Annotated in this window: 19 protein-coding genes; 12 read left to right on the top strand and 7 right to left on the bottom strand. The window is 44.9% G+C overall.

Annotated elements, in window-relative coordinates:
* Nucleotides 1-271 precede the first annotated feature (271 nt).
* From AB0L18_RS05585 to AB0L18_RS05575, 3 genes are all read left to right on the top strand, one after another.
* Complete coding sequence (locus AB0L18_RS05585) at nucleotides 272-1,837, top strand: sensor histidine kinase (RefSeq protein ID WP_367391592.1); 1,566 nt, start codon at nucleotides 272-274, stop codon at nucleotides 1,835-1,837.
* Between the two features lie 47 nt (nucleotides 1,838-1,884).
* Nucleotides 1,885-2,607, top strand: a complete 723-nt coding sequence (locus AB0L18_RS05580; protein WP_367391591.1) for a response regulator transcription factor — start codon at nucleotides 1,885-1,887, stop codon at nucleotides 2,605-2,607.
* A 272-nt stretch (nucleotides 2,608-2,879) separates the two neighbouring features.
* On the top strand, nucleotides 2,880-3,914 hold the full coding sequence (locus AB0L18_RS05575) for a quinone-dependent dihydroorotate dehydrogenase (protein WP_367393134.1): 1,035 nt from the start codon (nucleotides 2,880-2,882) through the stop codon (nucleotides 3,912-3,914).
* A 2-nt stretch (nucleotides 3,915-3,916) separates the two neighbouring features.
* Here the strand turns inward: AB0L18_RS05575 and AB0L18_RS05570 are convergent, their stop codons facing one another.
* Entirely contained in the window at nucleotides 3,917-4,939 is a 1,023-nt protein-coding gene (locus tag AB0L18_RS05570; protein ID WP_367391590.1) for an aspartate-semialdehyde dehydrogenase, read from the bottom strand.
* Between the two features lie 104 nt (nucleotides 4,940-5,043).
* On the opposite strand from AB0L18_RS05570, the gene AB0L18_RS05565 reads away from it, so the two are divergent.
* Both AB0L18_RS05565 and AB0L18_RS05560 read left to right on the top strand, forming a co-directional pair.
* Nucleotides 5,044-7,656: a lamin tail domain-containing protein gene (locus AB0L18_RS05565; RefSeq protein WP_367391589.1), complete on the top strand. Its 2,613-nt coding sequence runs from the start codon at nucleotides 5,044-5,046 to the stop codon at nucleotides 7,654-7,656.
* Between the two features lie 15 nt (nucleotides 7,657-7,671).
* Entirely contained in the window at nucleotides 7,672-8,217 is a 546-nt protein-coding gene (locus tag AB0L18_RS05560; RefSeq protein ID WP_367391588.1) for a hypothetical protein, read from the top strand.
* 301 nt (nucleotides 8,218-8,518) lie between these two features.
* Here AB0L18_RS05560 and AB0L18_RS05555 read toward each other — a convergent pair whose 3' ends face one another.
* From AB0L18_RS05555 to AB0L18_RS05545, 3 genes are all read right to left on the bottom strand, one after another.
* Nucleotides 8,519-9,046: a hypothetical protein gene (locus AB0L18_RS05555; protein WP_367391587.1), complete on the bottom strand. Its 528-nt coding sequence runs from the start codon at nucleotides 9,044-9,046 to the stop codon at nucleotides 8,519-8,521.
* Between the two features lie 222 nt (nucleotides 9,047-9,268).
* Entirely contained in the window at nucleotides 9,269-9,682 is a 414-nt protein-coding gene (locus tag AB0L18_RS05550; RefSeq protein ID WP_367391586.1) for a DUF1648 domain-containing protein, read from the bottom strand.
* Nucleotides 9,683-9,806: 124 nt separating this feature from the next.
* Nucleotides 9,807-11,135, bottom strand: a complete 1,329-nt coding sequence (locus AB0L18_RS05545) for a D-alanyl-D-alanine carboxypeptidase/D-alanyl-D-alanine-endopeptidase (RefSeq protein ID WP_367391585.1) — start codon at nucleotides 11,133-11,135, stop codon at nucleotides 9,807-9,809.
* A 101-nt stretch (nucleotides 11,136-11,236) separates the two neighbouring features.
* On the opposite strand from AB0L18_RS05545, the gene AB0L18_RS05540 reads away from it, so the two are divergent.
* Together AB0L18_RS05540 and AB0L18_RS05535 are read left to right on the top strand one after the other, a co-directional pair.
* The gene (locus AB0L18_RS05540; protein WP_367391584.1) at nucleotides 11,237-13,141 is read left to right on the top strand and encodes a serine hydrolase domain-containing protein; all 1,905 of its coding nucleotides are present in this window, start codon (nucleotides 11,237-11,239) and stop codon (nucleotides 13,139-13,141) included.
* A gap of 111 nt (nucleotides 13,142-13,252) precedes the next feature.
* Nucleotides 13,253-14,206 (top strand): TraB/GumN family protein, encoded by a 954-nt coding sequence (locus AB0L18_RS05535; protein WP_367391583.1) that lies wholly within the window; start codon nucleotides 13,253-13,255, stop codon nucleotides 14,204-14,206.
* 281 nt (nucleotides 14,207-14,487) lie between these two features.
* Here the strand turns inward: AB0L18_RS05535 and AB0L18_RS05530 are convergent, their stop codons facing one another.
* Nucleotides 14,488-15,411, bottom strand: coding sequence for a 1-aminocyclopropane-1-carboxylate deaminase/D-cysteine desulfhydrase (locus AB0L18_RS05530; protein ID WP_367391582.1), 924 nt, complete (start codon nucleotides 15,409-15,411; stop codon nucleotides 14,488-14,490).
* 246 nt (nucleotides 15,412-15,657) lie between these two features.
* Here AB0L18_RS05530 and AB0L18_RS05525 point away from each other — a divergent pair, with 246 nt between their 5' ends.
* From AB0L18_RS05525 to AB0L18_RS05515, 3 genes are all read left to right on the top strand, one after another.
* A complete protein-coding gene (locus AB0L18_RS05525) occupies nucleotides 15,658-16,350 on the top strand; it encodes a porin family protein (RefSeq protein ID WP_367391581.1) in 693 nt (230 codons plus the stop codon).
* Between the two features lie 664 nt (nucleotides 16,351-17,014).
* Entirely contained in the window at nucleotides 17,015-17,776 is a 762-nt protein-coding gene (locus AB0L18_RS05520) for a hypothetical protein (RefSeq protein ID WP_367391580.1), read from the top strand.
* Between the two features lie 103 nt (nucleotides 17,777-17,879).
* Nucleotides 17,880-18,269: a hypothetical protein gene (locus AB0L18_RS05515; RefSeq protein ID WP_367391579.1), complete on the top strand. Its 390-nt coding sequence runs from the start codon at nucleotides 17,880-17,882 to the stop codon at nucleotides 18,267-18,269.
* Between the two features lie 215 nt (nucleotides 18,270-18,484).
* Here the strand turns inward: AB0L18_RS05515 and AB0L18_RS05510 are convergent, their stop codons facing one another.
* Entirely contained in the window at nucleotides 18,485-18,745 is a 261-nt protein-coding gene (locus tag AB0L18_RS05510; protein ID WP_367391578.1) for a hypothetical protein, read from the bottom strand.
* A gap of 143 nt (nucleotides 18,746-18,888) precedes the next feature.
* Between AB0L18_RS05510 and AB0L18_RS05505 the strand changes: the two genes are divergently transcribed.
* Nucleotides 18,889-19,689, top strand: coding sequence for a sensor histidine kinase (locus AB0L18_RS05505; RefSeq protein ID WP_367391577.1), 801 nt, complete (start codon nucleotides 18,889-18,891; stop codon nucleotides 19,687-19,689).
* 12 nt (nucleotides 19,690-19,701) lie between these two features.
* The gene (locus tag AB0L18_RS05500; RefSeq protein WP_367391576.1) at nucleotides 19,702-20,355 is read left to right on the top strand and encodes a response regulator; all 654 of its coding nucleotides are present in this window, start codon (nucleotides 19,702-19,704) and stop codon (nucleotides 20,353-20,355) included.
* Nucleotides 20,356-20,390: 35 nt separating this feature from the next.
* Here AB0L18_RS05500 and AB0L18_RS05495 read toward each other — a convergent pair whose 3' ends face one another.
* Complete coding sequence (locus tag AB0L18_RS05495; protein WP_367391575.1) at nucleotides 20,391-21,020, bottom strand: SCO family protein; 630 nt, start codon at nucleotides 21,018-21,020, stop codon at nucleotides 20,391-20,393.
* Nucleotides 21,021-21,060 lie beyond the last annotated feature (40 nt).

Here is a 21,060-nt window from a genome sequence, read left to right as displayed (position 1 = left end):
TGGCTGTTTTTTTGAAGAATAACGACCGCGTCGTAGTGTCTTATAGGTTTGCGGAAGGAAGCAGGAGTAGCCACTAAATCACCAAGGCACTAAAACCCACAAAAGAGCTTTTTGGTGTTATTCTGTAGCTTAGTGCTTTCGTGGCTAAACAAAACTCCGTACCTCCGAGGGAGTTCTGAAAACGAAGCAGTCTTAAATATCCGTTAAAGTCCTCCGAGCCAGGAGGTAATCCTTTAACTTTGTTGATGTTCCCTGCGTTATCTAAGCCGATATGAATAAGCAAATAATCTGGTTAATTATTGGGGTGATGAGTCTGGCGGTCATCGGAGTGGTGGCATTACAGACGGATTTGACCCTTACGGCGATACGGGCCAACGAGGATGCTTTTGACAAAAATGTTCAGAATGCCCTCAGTGTTGTAGCTACCCGGATCGAAGCAGCCTCTCGTACCGATGATCTTTTGGTCATTGCCAATGGCTACTCTGCTGAATACTTGAATGTAGAAGGTGTTGTTGGTGCTGATGGAGACAATGGAGGGATGTCTATACCTATTGGCAGTGCAAAAGTTTCCGCAAGTGATAACTATAATAATCAATTACTAGCCCAGTTGCTGGCAAATACGGGTACTGGATTGTGTGAAGAGTGCCGTCGCCGACACAAGTTAGGGCTTGGTTTCGAAGAGGGGGAAGTGCAAAATATTACTTACGATTATCAAAGTGTTCATAACCCTATCGAAGAACGGATTGATGCCCAGCGCCTGGCGCAAATTTTAGCACAGGAGTTGGAAAACAACGCCATCAAGACACCCTATGAATTTGGTGTTTTTAGCATAGAGAGAGAGGCTTTTGTGATTCGTGATGGACAATACTTATCGGGCGATGTCACGACGGTAAGTAACCAGAATACGGTTTTTCCCGATCTGGATGCTACGCCCTACAGTGTGACGCTTTTTGAAAATAAGGAAGGACAATTTGCCGGCAAATTGAAAATCTTTTTTCCTGAAAAGTCTAGCGTATTGTGGAGTACCTTATTACCAAGTTTTATTGGTACGTTTCTTTTTGCCACTTTGATTTTGGCCTGCTTTGGCTATACCGTATGGGTGATTTTCCAACAGAAGCGTTTGTCAGAAATGAAAACAGACTTCATTAATAACATGACCCACGAATTTAAAACGCCTATTGCAACGATCTCTCTAGCAGCGGATAGTATTTCCAATCCCAAGATCTCTGGTGAAATATCTAAGGTTCTGCGCTTTGCTAACATAATAAAACAGGAAAATAAACGTATGAATAGTCAGGTAGAAAAAGTTTTGCAAATGGCACAGATTGATCGGGGAGAATCACAGCTCCGATTGACCGATGTGGATCTGCATGACGTGATCTCCCGGGCGGTAGAAAACATAGGCTTACAAGTGGAGCCTCGGCAAGGCACAGCAACGGCAGTGCTTAATGCTGAAAACCCGATTGTTGATGGAGATTTGACGCATATTTCTAACGTAATAAATAATTTACTGGATAATGCAAACAAATACTCTCCGGAAGCACCTGATATTGTGATTACGACCACCGATCGTAAAGACGGTGTTGAAATAAGCGTCCTTGATCATGGTATGGGGATGAGCAAAGAAGCTCGGAAGCATATCTTTGATAAATTTTACCGGGTACATACCGGAGACTTACACGATGTAAAAGGCTTCGGTTTGGGGCTCAGTTACGTGAAAGCAATTGTGGACGCACACAAAGGTACGGTGGAGGTCAAAAGTGATTTAGGTAAAGGCAGTGAATTTATCCTCTTTTTCCCGCGTCGCCAGGGTGTAGAACAAACCATGCTCAGCTAAATCTACCCACACTATTTTCTCAAGTTTTGCAAACATCCATTACTCGTATGGCACATAGAATTCTTTTGGTAGAAGATGACCAAAATTTCGGCGATGTACTTCGCTCGTATCTCGAAATGAACGATTATGATGTTACCCTGGCTACTGATGGGGAGAAAGGTTTGGAATGCTACGAACGAAGTGAATACGACCTTTGTATCTTCGATGTGATGATGCCCAAAAAGGATGGGTTCACCTTAGCCGCTGAAATTAGGGAAAAAGATACCAGTATGCCCATCATTTTCCTTACCGCTCGTGGCATCAAAGAAGACATCCTGAAAGGCTTCAAAATTGGAGCCGATGACTACATCACCAAGCCTTTTAATTCTGAAGAATTGTTACTTCGTATTCAGGCCATCTTGAAAAGAAGCCAGCAACAACCTGATCCGCGCGAGGACGTCAAAGAGTTTAATATAGGACGCTATCATTTCAACTTCCCTTTACGTATTCTTACCTTCGACGGTGGAGGAAGCGAAGAAGTCAAAGAAAAATTATCGCCTAAAGAAGCACAATTACTTCGGATGTTTGCAATGTATCTCAACGACATCCTCCCACGCAGTGAAGCCTTGACCAAAATCTGGGGCGAAGACACCTATTTTACGGCACGTAGTATGGATGTTTTTGTGACCAAACTTCGCAAGTATCTCAAATACGATGAAAATATTGAAATCGTAAATATTCACGGAAATGGCTTCCAATTATTAGTCAGAGCGGAAGAAGAAGCCTCCTGAATAAGTGTTTTATCCGCTAAAATCACCATTTAGTCACCAAAGAAAGGTGTATTAAGATTTTTTTTGGTACATAATGGCTTGAGAAATTAAATAATTGCTAAATTTGAGCTAGTAAAGAAGAAAGACCATTTCTTGCTATCTTCTTTGACTACCTACTAATTGCATTATTCCGGCATTTATGCCGTTCAAGAATAGTTTTTGGGATTATGATTATGGCTAGACAGAGGTAACACCTGTCTAGCTTTTTTTTGGCCAATACTTATCGTTTTATGCTGTATACCAAGCTACTTAAGCCGTTACTTTTTCGTTTAAGTCCAGAACAGGCCCACCACTTAACGGTGAAGTTGCTGGAGCTAAGTTTAAGGATTCCCGGTGTTGCTACGATTATGCGCAGCCAATACCGGTTAGCAGATCACCGCTTGCAACGGCAGTGCTTTGGGATAGATTTTCCCAATCCAGTAGGCCTCGCTGCCGGGTTTGATAAAGACGGCCGATATTTCCACGCGATGAGTAACCTGGGGTTTGGCTTTATCGAGATCGGGACGGTCACGCCTCGCCCGCAGGGCGGTAATCCCCAACCACGCCTTTTTCGCTTACCCAAGGATGGTGCTTTAATCAACCGAATGGGCTTTAATAATGAAGGCGTTGATGCCTTAGTGGAGCGCTTGAAAAGAGGTCGTCCGGAAGGAGTCGTGATTGGTGGCAATATCGGAAAGAACAAGGATACACCCAATGAGCAAGCGACCGATGACTACCTGATCTGTTTTGAAAAACTTTTCCCTTATGTAGATTATTTTGTGGTCAATGTGAGTAGCCCCAATACGCCCAACTTACGCGACTTGCAGGAGAAGGAACCACTGACCAAGCTGTTGAGTACCTTGCAGCAGCGCAATCAGCAACAAATTACACCAAAGCCTATCCTTCTAAAAATAGCTCCTGATTTGACCGATGGCCAGTTGGATGATATTTTAGAGATCGCTAAAACGACCCAGCTAGCAGGAATCATAGCGACCAACACCACTATCAGCCGGGAGGGATTAGCAACATCCAACACTACCGTCAACGAGATTGGTAATGGCGGCTTGAGTGGGGCACCACTGCGTGAACGCGCCACTGAAGTCATCCGCTATTTAGCAGACCATTCCGGTGGCGCGTTACCCATCATTGGTGTAGGCGGGATCGCTAGCGGGCAAGATGCCGTAGAAAAACTAGCCGCTGGTGCCTGCCTGGTACAGGTGTATTCCGGACTAGTTTATGCCGGACCAACATTGGTCAAAGAAATTTGTGAAGCAGTTTTGGAGGGGTAGTGTTACCCGACGGTAGTTGTTTTGTTTGCAAAAGCCCCTTTCTCCACCAAATACTCCGCAATCTGCACTGCATTGGTCGCCGCACCCTTACGGAGGTTATCGGCTACCACCCATAGGTTGAGACCATTCTCGATGGATTCGTCGCGGCGGATACGGCCTACAAATACCTCGTCTTTGTTTTTAGCGAACAGTGGCATTGGATAGCGATTCTTAGCCAGGTCGTCTTGGATGATCAGTCCTGGGGTAGCCGCTAAAATTGCTTTTACATCCTCCAGTTCGAAAGCCTTGCGCAGTTCTACATTGATCGACTCAGAGTGGCCACCATGAACGGGTACCCGCACAGCGGTGGCAGTGATACCAATACTATCGTCGCCAAGAATTTTGCGCGTTTCGTGTACCAGTTTCATCTCCTCCTTGGTGTAATCATTGTCTAAAAAGACATCACAGTGCGGAAGGCAATTTTCGAAGATCGGATAGTGATAAGCCATTTCTTCTTTTGCCATCGTTCCTCCATCTCGCTCTGTTTCGTATTGCTTAACAGCTTTGACACCCGTGCCAGTAAAAGATTGATAAGTAGAGATCACCAATCTGCGAATACCATAGCGTTCCTGAATGCCGGTAAGTGCTACCACCATTTGAATGGTAGAACAGTTGGGGTTGGCGATGATTTTATCAGCATCAGTGAGGGTAGCAGCGTTTACTTCTGGTACGATGAGCTTTTTATCAGGATCCATTCGCCAGGCCGAAGAGTTGTCGATAACGGTACAGCCTACTGCTGCAAATTTAGGAGCCCACTCCAATGAAGTGCTTCCTCCGGCTGAGAATAATGCAATGTCTGGTTTTGCCGCTACTGCTTCTTCCATCCCGATGACAGTATGGTCTTGTCCACGAAAATGAACCGTCTTACCTACCGAACGGGCAGAGGCTACCGGTAAAAATTCACTAATGGGAAAGTTTCGCTCTTCCAGAACACGACACATTACATTTCCTACCAAACCAGTAACTCCAACAACGGCAACTCTCATGCTAAAATCTTTTTTTGCGGTGATAAAACAGGGGTGAATGTTCTTAATATTAAATTAAGAGGGTAAAGATAAAGGCAATCATGCTTTTTCGCTACTTTTGGAAAATGAAAGCTGCTATTTTTTTCTGCATTTTACAAGGGCTGAGCTTGTCGCTCGCCGCTCAATTCACCGATGATTTTTCAACGGGAAGCCTCGCCGCTTATTGGCAAGGAGATACCGATGTCTTCACCGTCACGGCTGGTGAGCTACAGTTGAGTAATACGGCACCCGCATCCAACAATACTTCCGCACTGTTTACCCTGGTGCCAACCAGCACCGCGGCTAGTACCAGCTGGTCGTTCAATGTACGTTGTGCCTTTGCTCCTTCAACCAGTAATTTTGCTACCATTGTGCTCGCTGCCGACCAGCCACCTACAAATGGCAATGCCTGGCGTGGATACTTTTTGAAAGTGGGGGGGATTTCTGGCGCTGACGATGCGCTGGAGCTTTACCGTAAGGATGAGAATGGTGAGGTGCTTTTACTCGCTGGTACGAGCGGAGCAGTAGCTAGTGATCCCGTCAACCTGAGTGTCGTAATCGAAAGGAGCACTGCTGGAGAATGGGCGCTCGAAGCTGATTATTTTGGTGGTGAAAATTATGACCCTCAAGGCATGGTAACCGATAATACCTACACCAGCGGTTTGTATTTTGGCTTTGGTTGTCAGTACACCAGTACTCGAAATATGGCTTTCTTTTTTGACAATGTAGTCATTGACCCAATTGTCGTTGACAACGAAGCTCCCATTGCACAAAGCGTGAGTGCACAATCTGCAAATACCATCATCGTCCAGTACAATGAACCCTTAGCGCAAGCCAGTGGAGAAGTATCGACCAACTACAGCTTGAACAACGGCATCGGAACCGCACAAAGCGTAAGCTTCCTCAACGGAGACCGTACCCGCCTATTGCTGACATTTAGCAATAACTTGAGTAACCTCACCACTTATACCCTGAGCCTGACTGATGCCGAAGACCTGGCAGGTAACGTAAACCCAAATCAGGAGCTGAGTTTTGAATTTCTTTTACCTGAAGTTCCAGCACCAGGAGATTTGCTGATTACCGAAATTTTTCCAGATCCTACGCCGCCCGTAGGGCTACCTGATTTTGAATACATCGAGTTGTACAATGCCAGTAATAAGGTTTTGTCATTGGCCAATCTAGGCTTGAGTACAGGCAGCACACCCCGTACAATTGATCCTTTTGTTATGCTTCCCGATACGTACGTCATCCTGTGTGACCAGGATGCGGCCTCGGCATTGACTGCTTTCGGTGCGGTGGCTACGCTCAGCTCTTTCCCCGCACTCACCAATGGTGGAGATGAGCTGATCCTTACGGATGCGGAGGGTAATCTATTGGTGAGCCTAACCTACGATGCTTCATGGTACCAGGATCCTTTGCGAGCCGAAGGTGGGTACGCCATGGAATTGATTGATCTAACCTTGCCGAATGATTGTCCAGGTAACTGGACGGCGAGCCTGGCACTTGCTGGGGGTACCCCCGGGCAAGAAAACTCGGTCAGTGGAGCCGTGTTGGAAAATGTTCCGCCAGTATTGCTTACCGCCTTTGCGCCCAATACCATGGAAATTGTCGTTCGCTTCGATGATGTCCTGGATAGTGGTATCGACTTGACCGACTTTTTTACGATCACTCCCAACATCGCCGTAGGAGCAGCATTGTTGGAACCCGATCGTCAATCGGTGCGCTTGTTTTTGAGTAGTTCCTTGGCGGAAAATACGGTTTATGAGATCAGCGCGCTCAGCGGACTTAAGGACTGTATCGGTAATGAAACAACGACGACTTCTTCCGTACAAGTAGGGTTAACCGTGAGCCCTGAACCAGGAGACCTCATTATCAATGAAGTTTTGTTTAACCCCAATACTGGGGGCGTTGATTTTCTGGAACTTTACAATCCAGGTAATAAAATCCTCAACCTTCAAGGTTTGCGCTTACGCAACGAAGCAATTACCTCCGGTACACTCGGCACTATCGTGGAAAGTAATACGGTATTACTGCCAGGAGCGTACGTTGTATTCACTCCAGATCCTGCTAATATTCTTCAAGAATACACGGTGCCTCAACCAGCGGCTTTGGTAGCAAATAGCCTGCCATCAATGGGCGACGATGAAGGCAACATCAGTGTTTACAACAGTAGCTTCGTTCTTTTGGACGCACTCAATTACACCGAAGATTGGCACTCTCGTCTTTTGAGCGATCGGAATGGCGTCAGTTTAGAACGACTAAGGGCCGAAGCGATTACTCAAAGTGAAGGCAACTGGGCTTCGGCTGCGTCTACGGTTGGATATGGAACCCCCACGGGGAGAAACAGCCAGGATCGTCAGTCGGTCATCCCTCCTGCGGAAGACTTTTTTGTACTTCCTGAGAAAACCTTTTCACCGGATGAAGATGGCTTTCAGGATGTGTTGGAGATACAGTACAGTACGGATAAAGCTGGCTACCTGGCACGCATCCTTATTTTTGATGCCCAGGGGCGGTTGGTTCGTCAACTGGAAGACTTGGAACTCTTAGCAGGTACAGGTAGCTTTCTTTGGGATGGAACGACGGACGACGAGCAGAAAGCCCGGATTGGTATTTATATCCTGGTGGCCGAAATATTTACTACCGAAGGAGATACCCTGAAGGAGAAACATACCTGTGTTTTGGCAGGTAAATTAGATTAATTGATTTAGTGGGCAATGAAAAATTACACCTTGTTAATCTGCTTGTTGATCAACTGTGCTTCCCTTTTTAGTCAGCAGGATAGTCTGAGTTTCCCAGGCAACTGGGCAGGAGAGTGGACGGGCGATTTAGTGATCAGCACCAGTGCCGGCGAAGTACAACGTTTGCCAATGATCCTCCGGATCTTACCACAAGAAGAGGATCGCTATTCTTTTACGATCGTCTACGGTGAAGATACCCCCGAAAATACACGCCCCTACTTTTTGGAAACCATCGATGCGGAAAAAGGCCACTACGTTACCGACGAAGAAAACAGTATCCTTCTGGATGATTATCTGATCAATGGAAAGCTGTACAGTCGGTTTGAAGTGATGGGCAATCTCCTCCTGTCTACATTGGAGGAGCAGGAAGGGCAATTGATTTACGAAATTATCTCCGGGCCATTAGCCCCCGTCCGAACTACGGGCGATACCATCCTCGAAGGAGAAGAAATACCTCCGGTGAACAGCTACCAAGTGAAGGTGCAGCAGCGCGCTGTTTTAGTACGAAAAGGAAAAGAATAGCTTAAGCGTCGGCGAAGAATAACTTCCCCATTTGATATAGCCCTAAGCATGAAAGGTACAGCGTACCGCTTGTCTCTATAGCCATCTTTTAGGGTTTTATGGCGAGGTGCAGCGCACCGTACTATATTCAGCCGGATTATCTACTTTCAATGGTTGGTTTTATTGAAGGTTGGGAAATATAGCACGGTGCGCTGCACCTTTTTTATGATACAATATTATTTGCTTTAGATAGGACGGTGCTCTGCACCAAAATCGCTAGCCTGAAATGGGTATCTTATTATTCGCCGACCCCTTAGTCTAGCTAAATTTTGAGTTTAGCAATCTGCTTTAGAATTTTCCTAGCTCTACTGCGATAGCCCGGGCTACCGTGCTCCATCCCTTCTTCAATCATCGTTTTCAATTCAATGGCTAGATCAGGATAGTAGGGTAAAAGGTTAGCAATGCATTGCATGGCATAAACATGGATGGCAACGGGCACCTGAGGGTCTGCCAATAACTCGAAGGAAAGTTGTACGATTCTTCCTTCTTGTTCTTCTGTGAGGGGGACCTTGGACTCGGCAATAACTTTTAAACCATTGCGCGCTATCGCAGGGTGGGGAGGAGTTTCAATAGCACTGATAAGATCATCAAGATGGGGGATTAATAGTTGAGGGTGTCTCATGCCCACTTCGCTTACCACCCATGCTCCTCGTTGGACGGCCACCCAGCCGTCGCTTTTGAAAATACGCATCAAGATGGCATAACGCTCAGGGTCGCTGCCAATATATTCCGTAATCAACCGGGTGTTTTCTTTAGAATGCTTTTTTAGCAATTGTTGATGAATATCCATTTGCGCTAGTTTAAGTGCATCTTTCTTTATCAGCATTTCCTCCCTGGCGCAATACTATTAGACTTGTTATGCTGGGTCAGTTTGGTGGGAAAATTGATGCATTATCGACCACACGAAGCCTTTTTTGAGGAGCCTAGCCGTAGCTAAGCGACTTAAAAAAGGCGCAGTGTGGGAAGATAAGGCGCGATTTGCCCCCGAAATGATCCCAGCAGAACAAGTCTATTATTCCAAAACCTTGGCACGGTAGAGAAAGTAAGTAATAATACCAAAGATCAAACTGAGGAAAAGCAGTAAAAACCATAGACCTAAACCGTCTTGGTGGCCCAGCGCTGTCTGGATAATACCATATTGGATATAAGCAAAACACAGGCAGAGTACAGCGGTGAGGGTACGGTTCATGCGTTGCATGTTTTGGTACTGGCGAGGTGCATTTTCTTCGGTAATAGGAATCGTATAGTTGCCTAAGTGAGGATTGCGACCAGTGAAGTATAGAATACCAGAGGCTAGAACACTTACGCCAAAAAGAATCCAAAGCGTGATTTTACCACCATAACCATCAGGTTTTCCAGTGGCATTGAAGTGAGTGGGGATACGCTCTGGGATAAGTTCGTAATAATACAAATTGAGACCCAGCATTAGTAAAATACAGAGTATTGCTATTCCTGTTAAGAAATGATCTAGGGGATCAGTTGGTATTTCAAGTTTAGGTGCAGTCATAGTTATTTAGGTTGGTATACTCATTAAAGATACAAATTATCACCTATTCCAGGTTAATTCGTAACCAACTGAGGATCTCCTGCATTTCCCTTTTTAGTGAATTTACTTTACCCGGATAATTGTTGTGCATGAAACTAAAAATATAGGTCTTTCCATTTTCGGCAAGAAGATAGCCACTGAGGCAGTGGATATGGCGTAAAGTGCCCGTTTTGGCATAAACAAAAGCTTTGTTGTCAGACCCTTTATACCATCCTTCAATGGTTCCGGAAACGCCGCCGGCAGGGAAAAACTGGAGGAGCTTTTCCCGGTTGACTTGAGTAAGCAACTGATCCAATACCGTAACGACGCTCAAAGGCGTAAACTGATTGTAGCGCGATAATCCGGAACCGTCGACCCAGTCAAAAGGTTGTGGAGCTTTCGCTAAAAGCGTGTCCCGTACATAAGCAAGTATGCGGGAACTATTGATATATCCATAGCGCTGAGCACTGGTTATCTGTAGGAGCTGTTCGGCCAAGAAGTTGTCGCTGTCCTGCATGAATTGTTGGAAAACAGTGTCTGGAATAGGAGCAGTAAGCGTCTTGCGCCGAAAAGCCCTCGGCAGCATATCCATACTGTAAAGCACTGTCCGCTTAAAGGTATCTTGTAAAAGCTTGGCTACGAGAGGTAAATCATAATGAAAGCCAATGCTTCGGTCGAGCTTTTCTACTCGTAAGGCCCGGTCATTAAAAGTGAAAATGTTGCGATCTTCGTACCTGCTGATAGTGCTGGTGTTTTCGTAAACCAGCTTGTCTTGAAAGTACTCCGGGATCACCTTTATGGGGGCGAGGTGGCCCGTTTTTGAAAAATGGGCGGCGTTACCGTATACAGGTAGTGCAGCTTTTTCCATCTGATAGCCGTAGGGGTAATCGTCCCACGACCAACCCTCACCATAGCGTTCATCCTGATAGTGTCCGTTGGCGATAATCCAGGTGTTCTCTTTACGCAGTTGTAGCCATTTTGATAGCGTATCATAACCAACAAAATCAGGGTGAAGTAAGAGTGGATAGCCAGTGCCCCAAAGCATAAGGGTATCGCCACGTTCCTGGTAATGAATTACGGGCCATTCTCCGCGTAGCAGGGTCTGTGCTGCAAAAAAAGTGAGTATCTTGGTGTTGGAAGCAGGCGTGAAATATTTGTCGGCCTGGTATTGATAAATCACCTGACGTTCTTCGGGATCAAAAAGGGCAAAACCTGTAAAGCCTTGTTGGAAAACTTCGGAGTTCGCTACGTTTTCTGTCAAATGAGAGACGAGTTTACGAGGAACAGTTTTCTGAGCGGAAAGGGTAATGTAGCAGAGGATAATTAAAAAGATGGGGAGCGAAATTCGTAACATGGGTAACGTTGGGGTTATGATTGTTCTTGGGCGAAGCAAGGTAAAGAATAGTCAATAATTATTTGTGACCAATAAATCTAAGAGAAGGAAAAATAGTACAAATGAGGCAGAAAATTTATAGTCGTTTAATGATCGCACAGGTGTTTGTTGTGTTGTTCATGTTGTTTCATCTTTCGCTGTCGGCGCAGTTGCCCAACAATGATTTGGAAGCTTATGACCGTGCACGCACCGGGCTTGTTGTTTTGAAAAATGAGTCCAAAACATTGCCTTTGAATGACTTGGATACTTTGAGGCCGGTTTTGTTGAGCATAGGGATAGAGGAGGATAAAGAGTTGTACAATACGCTAAATGCCTATACCCCTACCGGGAAACTGATCTGGCAAACCAAAGGTCCCTGGCGAGTAGAATGGCCACAACCTATAAAGCCAACAACGGTCGGTAATGTTTTTATCATCGCCATGGATGTAGATGGAGCTGCGGAGTCGGGTTTTGATTTTTCAAGGCTTCTCTTTAGTTCTGAGGTGCCAGTTGTTTTTTTACTTTTTGGAAAAGGAGAATTGGTAGAGGCCTTGATGGATTCGAATATCAGCTCAGGGATACTGAGTGAAGAGCGTGGCCCTTGGGCACAGTCACTGGCGGCTCAACTCATTTTCGGAGGAATCGGGGTTGATAATCGCACCAAGGAAGCACTGAGTGAACACATTCCTAAAGGAAGTGGTGAACTTTTGATGGCCAATGGCCGTATGACTTTTTCACCTCCAGCGCTCCTGGAAATGGATGCTCAATTGTTGGCGGATAGTATTTCTGCGATTATCAACGATGGTTTGGCGCATCACGCTTTTCCAGGTGCACAAGTGTTGGTAGCACGTGAAGGAACGGTTGTCTATCACGAAGTATTCGGTTACCATACCGACGCAAAAGAACAACCTGTACAGCGTACTGATTTATACGATTTAGCCTCCGTTTCAAAAATTACCTCGGCGCTGCCGGCATTAATGAAATGGTACGGAGAAGGAGCATTTGATCTTGATGCACCCTTACAAGCTTATTACCCTGCTGCTCGTAGGAGCAATAAAGCAGACCTTGATTTCAGGACGATGCTTTCCCACCAGGCGCGTCTGCGCCCTTGGATACCCTACTGGCAGGGCACTTTGCGTGGGAACGGGAAATATCCCTGGTCGAAAGCACGTGACCCCGAGCGCATCAATGATTATCGCTTCCGAAGAAAAACCCTGGCGCGCGATTCTTCCGATCGGTTTCCTCTTTATCTGACGAATCAACTCTGGCAGCATAGTCACTATCGCGATCAGATGATGAAGGCCATTCTGAAATCTCCCCTTGAGGAGGAGGCTAAATATCTCTACTCGGGCTTGTTGTTTTATCTCTTGCCAGACATCATTACCATGAAAGCAGGTGTTCCTTATGAGGAATATTTGCAAAATACTTTCTACCGTCCTCTGGGGGCTTATACATTGGGCTTCAATCCTTCGCGCTATTTTTCCAAAGACCGGATCATTCCTACCGAACGAGACAGCTTTTTCCGGATGGAGCTGTTGCATGGTTATGTCCACGATGAAGGTGCGGCGATGATGGGTGGCGTTTCAGCCAATGCAGGCCTCTTTGCAAACGCTTATGATTTAGCAAAAATAATGCAAATGTACCTTGACGGGGGGAGCTATGCCGGGCAAAGATTTATTGAACAAAGCGCACTTGATACTTTTACCAATCGGCATTTCGCTGCGGAGGGTAATCACCGGGGCTTAGGTTTTGATAAGCCATTATTAGCGTACGATGCTGAAAAAAGTTCGGTAGCGGAGGCTGCTTCGAATGCTAGTTTTGGTCATGCCGGATATACTGGCACCTTTGTTTGGGCGGATCCAGAAACGAAACTACTTTTCATTTTTCTGAGTAACCGGGTTTATCCAACACGTAAGAACCGAGGACTTTATACAGGAAATATTCGTCCGCGCATCCATACGGCGATCTATCAATCCTTACGGGAATAAAAAAGAAAACAACTATTGTAATAAAACCAATGTTTGGAATACCAATAGGGTATCACAAGCAATAACACTTTCGTGCTTCCTCAAAATACCAATTTTCTAAAATAAGATAAAATGAAAATATTTTTGCGCTGGTTACTACTTGAAGTTTTAGTCTTTTTGGGCGTAGCATTGTTTGCTCAACCAGTCGAAAACCCGTTTACACCCACCAAGGAAGAAAATAAACTCCTTTGGGAAATTTCTGGCAAAGGCCTCGCTGCCCCCAGTTATCTATATGGTACTATTCACATGATTCCTGCAGAAGACTACTTTCTGACGGAAGCCACCGAAGCTGCCTTTGATAAAAGTACTCGGGTCGCCTTTGAGATCGATACCGAAGAGATGACCAACCCGGCGGCCATGATGGGCCTCCTGAGCAAAATGTACATGAATAATGATACGACGCTCGCAGATTTGTTACCAGAAGAAGAGTATGAAATCGTCTCTACCCACTTTGAAGAAATGGGTATGCCGATGATGTTTATGGGGAAAATCAAACCCATGTTCCTGACCATCCTTGCTGGAGAAGATATGAAGGACATGAAGTCCGGCGGAAATCCTATGAGCATGATGGGGGGCGATGGCATGAAAAGCTACGAACTTGAGCTGACCGAAAGAGCCAAAGCTGCGGAAAAGCCAATCGTAGGATTGGAAACGGCTGAGTTTCAAATGAGCTTGTTCGACAGTATTCCCTATACTGCTCAAGCAAAGATGTTATTGGAAACCATCCGCAGTGAACAAGGAGGGGAAGAAGAGGAGGAAACCAATGCTATCGATCGAATGATCGAGTTGTACACGACCCAGGATATTGTCGGTATGCAGTCGATGATGAGCGATGATCCAGCAGGTATTGGTGGTTACGAAGAGTTGCTTCTCCTGAAGCGTAATCGTAAGTGGATTCCGGTAATGGAAGCGTTGATGTCGGAAGAAACCGTATTCTTCGCCGTCGGCGCTGGTCACCTAGCTGGCGATGAAGGGGTGATTGCCCTGCTCCGTAAAGCGGGGTATACAATGACGCCGGTAAACTAGCCGTGCGCGTTATTAGACTACAAGCAGACGGGCAGTTACTCAAAAGAGACCTGGCCTATTTTGGAGGAGCTTACACCTTTTGGGAGAAAATCCGATTAAGAGGTATAGGCTCCTCTAAAGTTATATACGAAAAAGGAATACCTGCTTTTGATGAAGTAGATCGGGGACTGGTCAATGAGCTAGGCTTTGTAAATTTTGAACTTTTGAAGAATGGATTACTTCTTCGGTTGAACCAGAATCAGCGGACTGCATGTGTAGGCATTTAGTTTAGACGGGCTTTTTTAAACAGCACACCCAAAAGATTGTAAGCCCCCCGTATGTATCCCCACCACCCGGCTTCCGGCTGGGAAGTAGCCCTGGGCCAGCAAGGCATAAAGTGCAAAGAAGAGCTTGCCCGTGTAAACTGGCTCCAATAAAATTCCATGTCGCTGATAGAAGGTTTGGATAAAAGCCATAAGCGCTGGGCTTTGCCGCGCGTAGCCTCCGTGGTGGTAGTTGGAATGAACCTCCCATTTCGTCGTATTTAGCGCTAATTCGGTTAACTGCTGTTGGATTTCTCCCGCCATAAAATTTCCTTTTAGTGCACTGATGCCTATGACTTCAGGGGGATTTAGGTCGGGGAGTCCGCTAAGTAGTCCGGTGAGGGTGCCGCCCGTGCCGCAAGCAAGAGCCAGATGCGTTGGGGGCTCAGTACACTGGGCGATGATCTCTTCTGCCAGGGCGGCACAGCCAGGGTAGGCGAGGGGATTGGTTCCTCCCTCGGGGAGGATATAGACCTTGCCGAAGCGGTCTTCTAATTGGCGTAGATATTCGGATTCTCCCTTCAGTCGGTAAGTCGTACGATCCACAAAGTGGAGTTCCATGCCGTTTTGTTGGGCGAGTGCCAGTGTGGGATTTTCTACTTTATCTCCCCTGACCATACCTAGGGTAGCAAAACCTAGATGGCGTCCTGCGCTGGCCACTGCTGCCAAATGGTTGCTATACGCACCGCCAAAGGTGAGGAGCTTTTCAAAACCCTCGTCTTTGGCTCGAAGTAAATTGTATTGAAGTTTACGCCACTTGTTGCCACAGAAAGGGTCGTTGGGCTGGGGGGCGAGTAGGTCGTCTCGTTTGATGTAAAGCTGCACATCCCGGTCTTCCCATTGCTGATCATCTAGCAAAACAAGAGGACTTGGCGGAGGAGATTTGAGATCGGCAAAATTCATTGCTGTAAATGTATAAAGTTATTTAACATCAATTCTTTCTTTTTAACGCCTTTTGACTACCCATCTAATTGTGGTCCATTTTTTACGATTCTCCTAACGTATCGCTAACATCACTTAACCACTAGGCCCTTCAACTTGCCGTTATATAAGCATTCATACAAAAACAGCGTGGTTGGCCGGATGGAGCTCGCTAGCAAAGTTCCTCCGGCTGCACGCTTTTACTTCAGAGAACCAAAAAACATCATCATGCTGTCTAACACAAAATTATTTTTCGCTACCCTGCTGTTACTAACGACCATTGCTGTACAAGCACAAGTAAGTGTAGGTGCCCGAGTAGGTTATCAACTTAATAATGTTTACACAACAGAAGGCTTAGATGCCCTTGCACCTGATTTTCACAACCTAGACGAGGTCAACGTCGGCCTGGTGGTTGAAATTCCGGTAGCTGGTGGCTTTTCTTTTCAGCCAGAGTTGGCCTATACAACCAAAGGTTTTGGATTGAAAGAAGGGTTTGATGCCGAATTGCTGGGCGTAAATCTGCCCATTAATGGTCGTGCCGAAACCCGGATTCGTTATGTAGAAGCCCCACTGTTGGCAAAGTATAAATTTGGCCAGGAGGCATTACAGGCTTACGTTGCCGCAGGCCCTACCTTGAGTTACGCTAGCAGTGGACAAATAGATACCTACGCCAATGTTTTGCTGGAAGTTGACTTAGGTAGCATCCCCCTCAATCTGGATAACATCAATTACGAGCGCTTCGATGTGGGAGCGACGGTAGCCCTGGGGGCTCAGTACGATTTTGGTCCGATTACAACTTTTGTGGATGCGCGTTACTACCGCGGATTTTCCGAACTGTATGACATTCCTTTCGTCAACGAAAAAGTACGCAATACCGGTTACGGTTTCAACTTTGGCGTAATGGTGCCACTGGGGAACTAAAAGACCTTCAGCAATACCGAAAGTTATGATTAGTTACAAGCCGTTCTCCGTAAGGGGAACGGCTTTGTAATTTATTTGATTACATAGGCTTTTTTTTTGATAAATAATCTTCTATTTGATTATATTTTAACTTTTTTGTGTATCTTTACACGGTCAGAAAGAGACAAAGACGCAGACACAAGTCTGGTACAAATAAAAAAGCCCACCATAGGGTGAGCTAAAGATTTTTATGGCTGATTTTCGCGCTGCTTTCGCTTCCGTCTGTTTTTAGACGGAAGCGGAACGGCTTTTAAAAAAGGCTTGTAAGATAAATAAACACCCAAAAAAACGTCCCCAATGCGCTCCATCTGAACCTCTCTCAAGGTTTTATAAAAATTTGACACTGGTTTTCGTTGTGGCCGATGCTTCCTGAGTGGGAGGATCGGCCGTTTTGTTTTTAGGTGATTCGGGGAGTCAGTAGAGAGATGCGTAGAAATACGCAATTTTGGAATAGTGTGTTTTCACGCTAATGGGGGAGTGTTGATTGATATAATTTTGTTTTATAATCAGAAGTCAAATATGACATTTAGTTTATTGTCTGTAAATATCGGCCGTGCACATCAGCAATAAGATACTCATTGAAACTTCGGGTTACTTGATTTTTAATCATTCAAAACTAATATTCATGAGTTCTACTTCCATTACCCCAACCTTAACCTTGCCTACAAGCCTGGATTCTGGAGCACAAATTGAAGGCTTCAAATTATGGGTTTCTATTCCTGCCAACGATGAAGCAGGAGTGACTATTGATAATGTCCTTCCCGGTGATGAAATCATTATTTACTATACGAACGGTATTTGTTCCTTTGCCAAAACGAATATGGCAATGGTAAAAGCAATTGTCGGATTAGCGAATGCCGTAGCAGGAGATGCTTTGATGTTTGCAACGGATGGTGCTGCTGCTCCTTTCGTCGAAGCCTGGAATAAATCCGTTAAAGCCATTGGCGATGCGGTTGGCGATGCCGATATTGAGAAAAAACGCCGAGATGCCTACGGTCGGGATCCCGGTACCGGCGATTATGCCAAAAACGAAGGGGGCTTAATCGTATGTATGCCGAAAAGCAAAGGGGTTGTTTATGCCACTTCAGATTACTACCTCCTTGATGGGACAAAAGATAATGGCAGGAAACTGGATTACTACAGTACTGCCGCAAAAAACGCTAACCTTTTCTACCCTTGTTCCGTTAGTGGAGGCTTGATGTCGAGGGTCGCAAATGAGGCTGGAACGATTAGTGTTCTTGCTTTTGATGAAGACTTCAGTGATAACGCTGGCGCTTATACCGTTGGAATACTGGTCATCAGGGGAGATCGTCCCAGCGGCTCATCATCAGATCAGATTCGTCAAAAACTGATGGGAGCAGCTCCTAGCAATGGCATTGAGGGATAGTAAAGAAGGAGGTGGTTTGTTTCCGACGAATCACCTCTTTTTTTAAAAATCTACACTTCTATAGGATATCTTTGGAAAACTTCCATCTTAAAAATTCAACTTAATGGACAAAAAGGAAAATTCTACGTCTAATACTCCTCTGGGAAATCAACCAACTCCACCACAAATATCATTTCAGGTAGCTGCGGAGTGGACGGCCAATTGGAGAACGCTATTTCCTGGTAAAACCCAAGCACAATGCTTTACCTTAAATGAAATAGCGCAGGTGACAAATGTAAACGGAGCAGTGGGGGTAAGGGCGTATTATGGGATGAAAGAAGTGGAAGGGAAGAGCGAAAAAGAGTATACTTTAAAGCTATTCTTGGTGGCGGTGGATGCAAACGGTAATGATATACTTCCAGAAACGGGCGTAATCGTAGATTTTGCCAGACCATGTCCTTCTTACTGTGGAGATACAAATATTCTTAACAGTGGGCTACCATTTATGGAATGAAAATCTATTCCCTACTCTCGTATTGCGCGGTTTTCTCAATATTACTGCCGCTCACTATCGCAGTAGTCCGATTCAAGGAATTGGGGCGAGAGATGAAGATTCTCGCCCTTTTACTTGGCTTTGGCGCAATGACAGAGCTGTTTGCTAATGTATTGGCTAGCAACAAGATAAACAACTTGCCTATTCTTCATTTGTATTCGGTAGTTGAATTTTCTTTATTGTTTACCATTTATTATTCGTTTTTTCAAGGGCTTATTAGCCGAAGGATCTATCGATTGGGGATAGTAGGATTTCTCACGCTGGCAATAATAAATGTGGTCCTTTTTCAGGGTTTGCAAAGCTTTAATACTTACCCGCTGCTGGTGGAATGTACCGTGTTTACGTCTTTGTCTTTGTTGTTTTTTTACCAAACCTTGAAGGAAAAAAAAGTCTTGCACATTGAGCAGAGTGCGATGTTTTGGTTCAGTTCTGGGCATTTGATTTATTTTGCGGGGAATCTGTCCATTTTTACATTTAGTAACTTTATCCTGGAAATCTCAAACCAGTTGCATGAAGGAATTTGGGCGATTCACTCGGTCTTTCTGATCATTTTGTATATCACCTACTCAATAAGTCTGCTGTGCCGGTAAATCAATCTGATATTGTTTTAATCTTTGTCGTCAGTGCAGTTTTAGTGCTTAGTCTTTCTCTGGTTATCATTCTTTTTGTAGTTTTTTACCAAAAAAGGATGATTCGCCAGAATGAAGTCTTGCAGAAGATGGAGCAAGAACGCCAGCAGGCTTTACTGGATGCCTCCATCCAGTCACAAGAAGTTGAAAGAAAACGTATTGCTAAGGATTTGCACGATGAAGTGGGAGCAATGTTGTCTATCGCCAAGTTACATTTAGGCCAGGCAATTAGAACCGGTGGAGAAGGGAATGCCACGAGTGCCTCTCTCTCTGAAGCAAAGATGGTACTGGAGGAAACCATTAAAAATGTCAGATCTATTTCTCGGGATTTACTGCCTTCGGTATTGGAAAATTTTGGATTGATAGTTGCTTTAGGTGAACTTGTGTCCAGGATAAATGCGGCCAATCTAATTGAAGTAAATTTTGTGGCAGAAGAGCTATCTACGAGAATGCCTCTGAAAAAAGAATTAGCGCTTTATCGAATTGCCCAAGAGCTCATTAATAATTCGATCAAGCACGCCAACGCCAAAGCGATAGAAATAGTGGTAGAAGAAAAAGATAATGCCATTTGTTTTCAGTTTACAGACGATGGGAAAGGGCTTGACCCAAAAGAAATAGCTAATTACGTAGGATTGGGTTTGAGAAATATTGACAGCAGAATCAAGGTAATTGGCGCAGCGTGCTCAATTGTTACTAGTCCGGGGAATGGCTTCAAAATGGAACTTACCGTTGATAGGCAAAAGATTGATTAATAATATTCACACATGAAAAAAATTAGCATTGCATTAGTTGATGATCATGTCCTCTTTAGAAAAGGGCTAGCTGCGATCTTGAAAACATTCGAAAGCATTGAAATCGTTCATCAGGCAAGCAATGGTGTTGAACTGCTGGAGATGTTGAAGAACGTTGAAGTAGATGTCGTTCTGTTAGATCTGGAAATGCAGGGAATGGATGGAATGCAGACAACAAAAAAATTAAACGAAGCATTTCCTGAAGTGAAAATCATCATTCTTTCCATGTATGATGATGATCATTTTATTCAACATTTGATGGAGTTAGGAGCAAATGGCTATTTGCTTAAAGACACCGAGCCAGAAGAAGTAATTCTCGCCGTTCAATCTGCTTATGAAAACGGGTTTTATTTCAATGAGAGGGTCTCTAAAGTGGTCATCAATGGGCTTATTAAAAAAAATAAAGTTAAACCAGTCTTTAGAGGGAATGTCAAGCTTTCGCCAAGAGAATTAGAGGTATTGGCCTTAATTTGTCAAGAGCAAACAAACGTCGAAATAGGGGAACAACTTTTCCTGAGCTCCCGAACTATCGAAGGTTACAGAAACCGTTTGCTAGAAAAAACAAATACTCGCAATACGGCAGGCTTGGTTGTCTTTGCACTGAAAAACAACCTCGTAGAGCTGTAAGGCCTGGTGGCTAAGAAGTTCATCCTAAGAAAAACTTATTCTTTCTTCTCTTCCTCCAAGAGCTGGTCAATTTGCTTCAGGAAAATATCTACCTTCTCCTCCTTGGTCCCATCCGCGTAGGCGCGTAAGTGGCGATCTTTGTCGATCAGCAATATCCAGCCTGAGTGATCAAAACCACCGGGTACTTCGGGTGCTTCGAGTACGGTACTAATATAGTCATAGCTGATGGCGTAAATCGAGTCACGGTCACCGGTGACGAATCGCCATTGGGGAGTATCTGCTCCCAGTCCTTGCGCGTACTTTTTGAGTTTGCCCACAGTATCCCTTTTTACGTCAATTGTATGGGATAGTAGAGCTACCCGGTCGTCTCCCTGGTATTTTTCAAAAATGCGTAGCATCTGTGCTTTCACCTTAGGGCAAATGGTAGGGCAGGAAGTGAAGAAGAAATCCGCGATATATATTTTGTCATCAAAATAAGCATTGGTGATGACCTGGCTGTCTTGATCAAGGAAAGAAAAATCACGAATCTGATGATAGATGGTATCCCCTGTTTCGGGATCCGTTTCGTGAAAACCATAATACCTTAATTCGTTGTTGCCAGAAGAGTTGCAAGCAACGAGTATTAGGCTGGTAACAATGATACCAAGTAGGGTTGTAATTTTCATATTGGTTGGGAGGCTTGTGTGATGGAGGTCTGGATAATTA

This window comes from Lewinella sp. LCG006, assembly GCF_040784935.1.
GTDB lineage: Bacteria > Bacteroidota > Bacteroidia > Chitinophagales > Saprospiraceae > Lewinella.
The sequence above is the reverse complement of the archived record's forward strand: the minus strand, read 5'-3'. Positions and strand labels throughout refer to the sequence as shown.

What these genes read in the sequence shown, in the direction of transcription:
- AB0L18_RS05585 (WP_367391592.1), top strand. Translation starts at nt 272, where the DNA reads ATGAATAAGCAAATAATCTGGTTAATTATTGGGGTGATGAGTCTGGCG.
- AB0L18_RS05580 (WP_367391591.1), top strand. Translation starts at nt 1,885, where the DNA reads ATGGCACATAGAATTCTTTTGGTAGAAGATGACCAAAATTTCGGCGAT.
- AB0L18_RS05570 (WP_367391590.1), bottom strand. Translation starts at nt 4,939, where the DNA reads ATGAGAGTTGCCGTTGTTGGAGTTACTGGTTTGGTAGGAAATGTAATG.
- AB0L18_RS05565 (WP_367391589.1), top strand. Translation starts at nt 5,044, where the DNA reads ATGAAAGCTGCTATTTTTTTCTGCATTTTACAAGGGCTGAGCTTGTCG.
- AB0L18_RS05560 (WP_367391588.1), top strand. Translation starts at nt 7,672, where the DNA reads ATGAAAAATTACACCTTGTTAATCTGCTTGTTGATCAACTGTGCTTCC.
- AB0L18_RS05555 (WP_367391587.1), bottom strand. Translation starts at nt 9,046, where the DNA reads ATGGATATTCATCAACAATTGCTAAAAAAGCATTCTAAAGAAAACACC.
- AB0L18_RS05550 (WP_367391586.1), bottom strand. Translation starts at nt 9,682, where the DNA reads ATGCTGGGTCTCAATTTGTATTATTACGAACTTATCCCAGAGCGTATC.
- AB0L18_RS05545 (WP_367391585.1), bottom strand. Translation starts at nt 11,135, where the DNA reads ATGTTACGAATTTCGCTCCCCATCTTTTTAATTATCCTCTGCTACATT.
- AB0L18_RS05540 (WP_367391584.1), top strand. Translation starts at nt 11,237, where the DNA reads ATGAGGCAGAAAATTTATAGTCGTTTAATGATCGCACAGGTGTTTGTT.
- AB0L18_RS05535 (WP_367391583.1), top strand. Translation starts at nt 13,253, where the DNA reads ATGAAAATATTTTTGCGCTGGTTACTACTTGAAGTTTTAGTCTTTTTG.
- AB0L18_RS05530 (WP_367391582.1), bottom strand. Translation starts at nt 15,411, where the DNA reads ATGAATTTTGCCGATCTCAAATCTCCTCCGCCAAGTCCTCTTGTTTTG.
- AB0L18_RS05525 (WP_367391581.1), top strand. Translation starts at nt 15,658, where the DNA reads ATGCTGTCTAACACAAAATTATTTTTCGCTACCCTGCTGTTACTAACG.
- AB0L18_RS05520 (WP_367391580.1), top strand. Translation starts at nt 17,015, where the DNA reads ATGAGTTCTACTTCCATTACCCCAACCTTAACCTTGCCTACAAGCCTG.
- AB0L18_RS05515 (WP_367391579.1), top strand. Translation starts at nt 17,880, where the DNA reads ATGGACAAAAAGGAAAATTCTACGTCTAATACTCCTCTGGGAAATCAA.
- AB0L18_RS05510 (WP_367391578.1), bottom strand. Translation starts at nt 18,745, where the DNA reads ATGCCCAGAACTGAACCAAAACATCGCACTCTGCTCAATGTGCAAGAC.
- AB0L18_RS05500 (WP_367391576.1), top strand. Translation starts at nt 19,702, where the DNA reads ATGAAAAAAATTAGCATTGCATTAGTTGATGATCATGTCCTCTTTAGA.
- AB0L18_RS05495 (WP_367391575.1), bottom strand. Translation starts at nt 21,020, where the DNA reads ATGAAAATTACAACCCTACTTGGTATCATTGTTACCAGCCTAATACTC.